The organism is Streptomyces purpurogeneiscleroticus (genome assembly GCF_020024005.1).
Classification (GTDB): domain Bacteria; phylum Actinomycetota; class Actinomycetes; order Streptomycetales; family Streptomycetaceae; genus Streptomyces; species Streptomyces purpurogeneiscleroticus.
Map to the genome: position 1 here is coordinate 1 of NZ_NHSG01000065.1, position 7308 is coordinate 7308.

A 7308-nucleotide genomic window follows, 5' to 3' on the forward strand; every position below is an offset into this window, starting at 1 on the left:
GTCCCCGACCACGCCGCCCGCGAACAAGCTGCTGGCGCCCGGCGCTGGACTGGTCGACCGGGCCCGCGACTTCGTCACCGGACGCGGCAAGAAGTAACCACGCCCCAGAGGAGAGACCAGCAGACATGCCTACCGCACGCGACATCATGTCCCCCGGCACGGAGTGCATCGGCGCCGAGGACAACGTCATCGAGGCGGCTCGGCGGATCACCTCGCTCGGAGTCGGGGCACTGCCGATCTGCGGCACGGACAACAAGCTCAAGGGCATGCTGACCGACCGCGACATCGTCGTGAAGGTGCTCGGGACCGGCAAGGCCCCGGAGAAGACCACGGCGGGCGAGCTCGCGCAGGGCGAAGCGGTCACCATCGGCGCGGACGACGGCGCCGAGGAGATCTTCGCGACCATGGCGCATCACAAGGTCCGCAGGCTGCCCGTCATCGACGGCCACAGCCTCGTCGGCATGGTCGCGCTGGCGGACGTCGCCCGCGCGCTGCCCGACCCGCAGGCCGGGGACCTTCTCGAAGCGCTCTCGACGGACTGAAGCGCCGACCCGCCGGTTCCCGGTACGCCCGCCTGTACGGCCGGGCGTACCGGTGTCACCGGTGGGCGTACGCGCGTACGGGCGCCGGCGCACCGCAGCCGAGGCGGCGGACGGACGAGGAAGGTGACCATGGCACCGAACGAGCAAGCGGCGCTCACCGATCGCAAGCGCGCGGCGGCGGACGGCGGCGCGGACCTGGACACGGCCGCCCTGGAACGGGCGCTGCGCGAGCGGGTCGACGGGGAGGTGCGCTTCGACGCGGGCAGCCGCGGCGCGTACGCCACGGACGGCTCGAACTACCGGCAGGTGCCCATCGGCGTGGTCGCGCCCCGGAACGTGCGGGCGGGCGCCGACGCGGTCACCGTCTGCGCGGAGTTCGGCGCTCCGGTGCTCTCCCGCGGCGGCGGCACGAGCCTGGGCGGCCAGTGCACCAACACCGCGGTCGTCATCGACTGGACGAAGTACTGCCACCGCCTCCTCTCGGTCGACCCGGAGCGCCGCACCTGCGTCGTCGAGCCCGGCATCGTGCTGGACGACCTCAACCGCCAACTGGCGCAGTACCAGCTGAAGTTCGGGCCCAAGCCGTCCACGCACAGCCACTGCGCGCTCGGCGGCATGATCGGCAACAACTCCTGCGGCGCCTCCGCGCAGGCGTACGGCAAGACCGCGGACAACGTACGCCGCATGGAGGTGCTCACCTACGACGGCACCCGGATGTGGGTCGGTGCCACCTCGGACACCGAGTACGAGGAGGCCGTGTCCGGCGGCGGACGCAAGGGCGAGCTGTACCAGGGCCTGCGCCGCATCGCCGACCGCTACATGGGCGACATCCGGCGGGGCTACCCGCGCATTCCGCGCCGCGTCTCCGGCTACAACCTCGACGCGCTGCTCCCGGAGAACCAGTTCCACCTCGCCCGCCTCCTCATCGGCAGCGAAGGCACCCTGGTCACCGTGTTGCACGCGGAGCTGGACCTGGTACCGGTACCGCCCTACGAGGCCATGGTCGTCCTCGGGTACGACGACATCTGCGCCGCGGCCGACGACGTGCCGCGGCTGCTCCAGCACTGCCGGCCCAGCCAGCTGGAGGCGATCGACGGGCGGATGGCCCAGCTCATGCGCGAGGAAGGCGCGTTCCTGGACTCCCTGGAACGCTTCCCCGAAGGCGAGAGCTGGCTGCTGCTGCAGTTCAGCGGCGACAGCCGGGAGGACGTCGACAGGCAGGGGTACGATCTGCTGCAGGCCATCGGGCGCGGCGAGAACGACCCGGACGTGACGTTCTCCGACGACCCCGGGCGCGAGCAGCAGCTGCTCAAGGCGCGCGAGGCCGGGCTCGGCGTGACCGCGCGCCCGCCGGACGACCGGGAGACCTGGGAGGGCTGGGAGGACTCCGCCGTACCGCCCGCCAGGCTCGGCGACTACCTGCGCGATCTGAAGCGGCTCTTCCAGGAGTTCGAGTACGACCACCCGTCCCTCTACGGGCACTTCGGGCAGGGCTGCGTGCACACCCGCATCCCCTTCGACCTCCGGACCTCCGAGGGCGTCGCCGCCTTCCGGGCGTTCGTGCACCGCGCGGCCGACCTCGTCGCCGCCTACGGCGGGTCGCTCTCCGGCGAGCACGGGGACGGGCAGGCCCGCGGCGAGCTGCTGCCGAAGATGTTCGGCGAGCGGCTGGTCACCGCGTTCGGAGAGGTCAAGGCGCTGTTCGATCCGGACGACCGGATGAACCCCGGCAAGGTCGTGGCGCCCTACCGCGTCGACGAGAACCTCCGGCTCGGCGCGGACTGGCACCCCGAGAGCCATGACACGCACTTCGGCTACCCGGAGGACGACCACTCCTTCACTCGGGCCGTCATGCGCTGCGTGGGCATCGGCAACTGCCGTACGCACACCGGCGGCGTGATGTGCCCCTCGTACCGGGCGACCAACGAGGAGGAGCACTCCACCCGAGGGCGCGCCCGGCTGCTCTTCGAAATGCTCGGCGGGCACGGTGACTCGCCCGTCACCGACGGCTGGCGCTCCCCCGAGGTCAAGGACGCCCTGGACCTCTGCCTGGCCTGCAAGGGCTGCAAGTCCGACTGCCCTGTCGGCGTCGACATGGCCACCTACAAGGCCGAGTTCCTCGCCCACCACTACGAAGGCCGGCTGCGGCCCGCCGCGCACTACTCGCTGGGCTGGCTGCCGCTGTGGGCCCGGCTCTCCCGGGCGGCGCCGCGACTGGTCAACGCCGCGCTGAGCGCGCCCGGCATCGGACGGCTCGGGAAGCTCGCGGCCGGGGTGACCGGGGAGCGCGCGGCGCCGGTCTTCGCCGAGGAGTCGTTCGTCCAGTGGTGGCGGGCGCGCGGCACCCCGGAGCCCGACCCCGCCGACCCCCGCACGGTCGTCCTGTGGCCGGACACCTTCAGTACGTACTTCCACCCCTCCATCGCCAAGTCGGCGGTGCGCGTACTGGAGGACGCGGGCTTCCGCGTCGCCGTGCCCACCCGGGCCGTGTGCTGCGGGCTGACCTGGATCTCCACCGGGCAGCTGCGCACCGCCAAGCGCGTCCTCGGGCGCACCCTGGACGCGCTGCGGCCCTGGCTGGAAGCCGGTACGCCGGTCATCGGCCTGGAACCGTCCTGCGCGGCGGTCTTCCGCGCCGACGCGCCCGAACTCATGCCGGGGAACGAGGACGTCCAGCGGCTCGCCGGGCAGTTCCGTACCTTCGCCGAGCAGCTGCTCAACCACGCGCCGGACGACTGGCGGCCGCCCCGGCTGGCCCGTACCGCCACCGTGCAGACCCACTGCCACCAGCACGCCGTCCTCAAGGACGACGCCGACCGGGAGCTGATGCGCCGGGCCGGCATCGATGCCGAGGTGCTGGACGAGGGGTGCTGCGGGCTGGCCGGCAACTTCGGCTTCGAACGCGGCCACCACGACCTGTCGATGAAGGTCGGCGAGCTGGGCGTGCTGCCCGCCGTACGGGACGCCGCGCCCAGCGCCCTGGTCCTCGCCGACGGGTTCAGCTGCCGTACCCAGATCGAGCAGGGCGGTACGGGACGGCGCGCGCTGCACCTCGCCGAGGCCCTCGCGCTCGGCCTCGACGGACCGCTGCCGGCCACCGGGCCCGAAGCCCTCGCCCAGCGGCCCGCCGCCCGCAGCCGGGACGCCCGGCTGCTCACCGCGGGCGCGCTGGCCGCGCTCGGCGTCGCCGCCGCCGTCGTCGGCCGGTCGGCGGTCCGTCGCCCGCACCGCACGTCACCCATGCGAAAAGAGAGGTAATCCCAGTGTCGATCAAGGTGTCCGACTACGTTCTCCAGCGGCTGCGCGAGTGGGACGTCGACCACGTGTTCAGCTATGCGGGTGACGGCATCAACGGCCTGCTGGCCGCCTGGGGGCGGGCCGACAACAAGCCGGAGTTCATCCAGGCACGGCACGAGGAGATGTCCGCGTTCGAGGCGGTCGGCTACGCCAAGTTCTCCGGCCGGGTCGGCGTCTGCGCCGCGACCTCCGGGCCCGGCGCCATCCACCTCCTCAACGGCCTCTACGACGCCAAGCTCGACCACGTCCCCATGGTGGCCATCGTCGGGCAGACCAACCGCAGCGCCATGGGCGGCTCCTACCAGCAGGAGGTCGACCTGGCGAGCCTGTACAAGGACGTCGCCTCCGACTTCTGCGAGACGGTGACCGTCCCCGAGCAGCTGCCCAACGTCATCGACCGGGCCATGCGCACCGCCATCGCCCGGCGCACCGTCACCGCCATCATCATCCCCGCCGACGTGCAGGAGCTGGACTACTCCCCGCCCCAGCACGCGTTCAAGATGGTCCCCTCCAGCCTGGGCATGGCCAACTACGCGCCGCTCCCCGCGAAGCCCGCGATCGCCGAGGCCGCGAAGGTCATCAACGAGGGCGAGAAGGTCGCGGTCCTGATCGGGCAGGGCGCCCGCGGCGCCCGCGCCGAGGTCGAGGAGCTGGCCGACGTCACCGGCGCCGGCGTGGCCAAGGCGCTGCTCGGCAAGGACGCGCTGCCGGACGACCTGCCGTACGTCACCGGCGCCATCGGGCTGCTCGGCACCCGGCCCTCGTACGAGCTGATGAGGGACTGCGACACCCTCGTGGTGATCGGCTCCAGCTTCCCGTACACCCAGTTCATGCCCGAGCTGGACCAGGCGCGCGCCGTCCAGATCGACATCGACCCGCACATGGTCGGGATGCGCTACCCCTTCGAGGTCAACCTCGTCGGCGACGCCAAGGAGACGCTGCGGGCGCTGCTGCCGCAGCTGAAGCGGAAGAAGCACGGCGACTGGCGCAAGAAGATCGAGAAGAACACCAAGCGCTGGTGGGAGGTCATGCAGCGGCGCGCCGCCGTGGACGCCGACCCGATCAACCCCGAGTACGTCGTGCACGCGCTGGACCCGCTGCTGCCCCACGACGTGATCCTCGCCGCCGACTCCGGCTCCGCCGCCAACTGGTACGCGCGCCATCTGCGGATGCGCGGCGCCATGCGCGGCTCGCTGTCCGGCACCCTGGCCACCATGGGCCCCGGCGTCCCCTACGTCATCGGCGCCAAGTTCGCGCACCCCGAGCGGCCCGCGCTGGCCATCGTCGGCGACGGTGCGATGCAGATGAACGGCATGGCCGAGCTGATCACCGCGCGCAAGTACTGGCAGCAGTGGTCCGACCCGCGGCTGATCATCGCCGTCCTGAACAACGAGGACCTCAACCAGGTGACCTGGGAGATGCGCGCGATGTCCGGGGCGCCGCAGTTCGAGCCCTCGCAGCACATCCCGGACGTGCCGTACGCGGACTTCGCGCGCTCCATCGGCCTCGGCGGCGTCCGGGTGGAGAAGCCCGGCGACGTGGAGTCGGCGTGGCGCCAGGCGCTCTCCGCCGACCGCCCGTTCGTCATCGACTTCCGCGTCGACCCGGCCGTGCCGCCCATCCCGCCGCACGCCAGCTTCGACCAGATCGAGGCCGCGGCCACCGCGATCCTCAAGGGCGACAGCGACCGCGCCGACGTCATCAAGCAGGGCTTCAAGGCCAAGGTGCAGGAGATGCTGCCGGGCCACCGCCACCGCGAGGACCGGCCCGGCACCGAGGACGGCAAGAACGCCTGATGACGGACGAGCACGAGGAGCACGACGGACCCCCGGTGGAGTCGGTCGGGACGGCGGTGTACACCGTCCCGACCGACGCCCCGGAGGGGGATGGCACGCTCACCTGGGATTCGACGACGATGGTGCTGGTCACCGTGCGGTCCGGCGGCACCACCGGCTTCGGGTACACCTATGGCGCGCCCGCCACCGCACAGGTCGTCAGCGGCCAGCTGGCGGACGTGGTGACCGGGCGCTGCGCCCTGGACGTGCCGGGCGCCAACGAGGCGATGAACCGGGCCGTCCGCAACGCCGGGCGGCCCGGCCTCGTCGCCGGGGCCATCTCGGCCGTCGACCTCGCGCTGTGGGACCTCAAGGCGCGGCTGCTGGACCTGCCGCTGGTACGCCTGCTCGGCGCGTGCCGGGCGGCGGTCCCCGTGTACGGGAGCGGCGGGTTCACCACGTACGACGCGGGGCAGCAGGAGCGCCAGCTGCGGCACTGGGTCGACGAGCAGGGCATCCCGCGCGTCAAGATCAAGATCGGTGAGTCGTGGGGCAGCGCCCCGTGGCGGGACGCCGAGCGCGTCACCGCGGCCCGCCGCGCCATCGGCGACACCACCGACCTCTACGTCGACGCCAACGGCGGCTACTCCCGCAAGCAGGCCGTCCGCGTCGCCGCCCACCTCGCGAGCCAGGGCGTCACCTGGTTCGAGGAACCGGTCTCCTCCGACGACCTCACCGGGCTCGCGCACCTCCGCGCCGCCGTCACCCCCGACGTCGCCGCCGGCGAATACGGCTACACCCTCCCGTACTTCGGGCACATGCTGCGCGCCGACGCGGTGGACTGCCTGCAGGCCGACGCCACCCGCTGCGGCGGTCTCACCGTCTGGCTGCGCGCCGCGGCCCTCGCCGAGGCGGGCGGGCTGGAGCTGTCCGGCCACTGCGCCCCGCACGTGCACGCCCACGCGGCCGCCGCCGTGCCCAACCTGCGCCACCTGGAGTGGTTCCACGACCACGTGCGCATCGAGAACCTGCTCTTCGACGGCGCCCTCGACCCGGCCGGCGGCAGCATCCGGCCCGGCGCCGACGGCGCGCCCGGTCACGGGCTGACGCTCCGCGCCGACCTGGCCGAGCAGTACCGCACCGGCTGACCGCACACCCGGTACGGAGCGCTTCGCGACACCCCCCACGGAGACCGATGACCGCCATCGAACTGCCCGAGAGCCGCACCTATCCGCCACAGGTGCTGCGCGACTACGCCGTACTGGCCGACGGCGAGCGTGCGGCGCTGGTCGGCCCGCGCGGCGAGATCTGCTGGCTGTGCGCCCCGCGCTGGCACGACGAGGCGGTCTTCGCCACCCTCATCGGCGGCGGCGGGGTCTACGCGGTGACGCCGCGGGAACGCTACGTCCCCGGCGGCCACTACGAAGAGGGCACGCTGATCTGGCGCAGCCGCTGGATCACCCAGAGCGGCATCGTCGAGTGCCGGGAGGCGCTGGCGTTCCCGGGCGACCCCGACCGCGTCGTCCTGCTGCGCCGGGTGGAGGCGTGCGAGGGCCCGGCCCGGCTGCGGATCGTGCTGCACCCGCTGGCCGGTTACGGCGCCGAGCCGCTGCACGCGCCGCACCGCGACGAGCACGGCGTGTGGACCGCCCGCGCCGGCGGCCTGCACCTCCGCTGGACGGGCGGCGCGCAGG

The 7308-nt window shown here is 72.9% G+C and carries 5 protein-coding genes and 1 pseudogene; all 6 read left to right on the forward strand.

Going from position 1 to position 7308, the window contains the following annotated elements; genetic code table 11:
* A pseudogene (locus tag CCS38_RS01955) lies at positions 1 to 97 on the forward strand (hemerythrin domain-containing protein); the annotation flags it as partial.
* 28 nt (positions 98 to 125) lie between these two features.
* Positions 126 to 542 (forward strand): CBS domain-containing protein, encoded by a 417-nt coding sequence (locus CCS38_RS01960; protein ID WP_223731435.1) that lies wholly within the window; start codon positions 126 to 128, stop codon positions 540 to 542.
* Positions 543 to 671: 129 nt separating this feature from the next.
* Entirely contained in the window at positions 672 to 3800 is a 3129-nt protein-coding gene (locus CCS38_RS01965) for an FAD-binding and (Fe-S)-binding domain-containing protein (protein WP_223731436.1), read from the forward strand.
* A gap of 11 nt (positions 3801 to 3811) precedes the next feature.
* Complete coding sequence (locus tag CCS38_RS01970; protein ID WP_223731439.1) at positions 3812 to 5635, forward strand: thiamine pyrophosphate-requiring protein; 1824 nt, start codon at positions 3812 to 3814, stop codon at positions 5633 to 5635.
* A complete protein-coding gene (locus tag CCS38_RS01975) occupies positions 5635 to 6762 on the forward strand; it encodes an enolase C-terminal domain-like protein (protein ID WP_223731437.1) in 1128 nt (375 codons plus the stop codon). The genes CCS38_RS01970 and CCS38_RS01975 overlap by 1 nt, the downstream gene beginning before the upstream one ends.
* A 47-nt stretch (positions 6763 to 6809) precedes the next feature.
* Positions 6810 to 7308, forward strand: a 499-nt coding sequence (locus tag CCS38_RS01980) for a trehalase-like domain-containing protein (RefSeq protein ID WP_223731438.1), incomplete at its 3' end; no start/stop codon positions are given.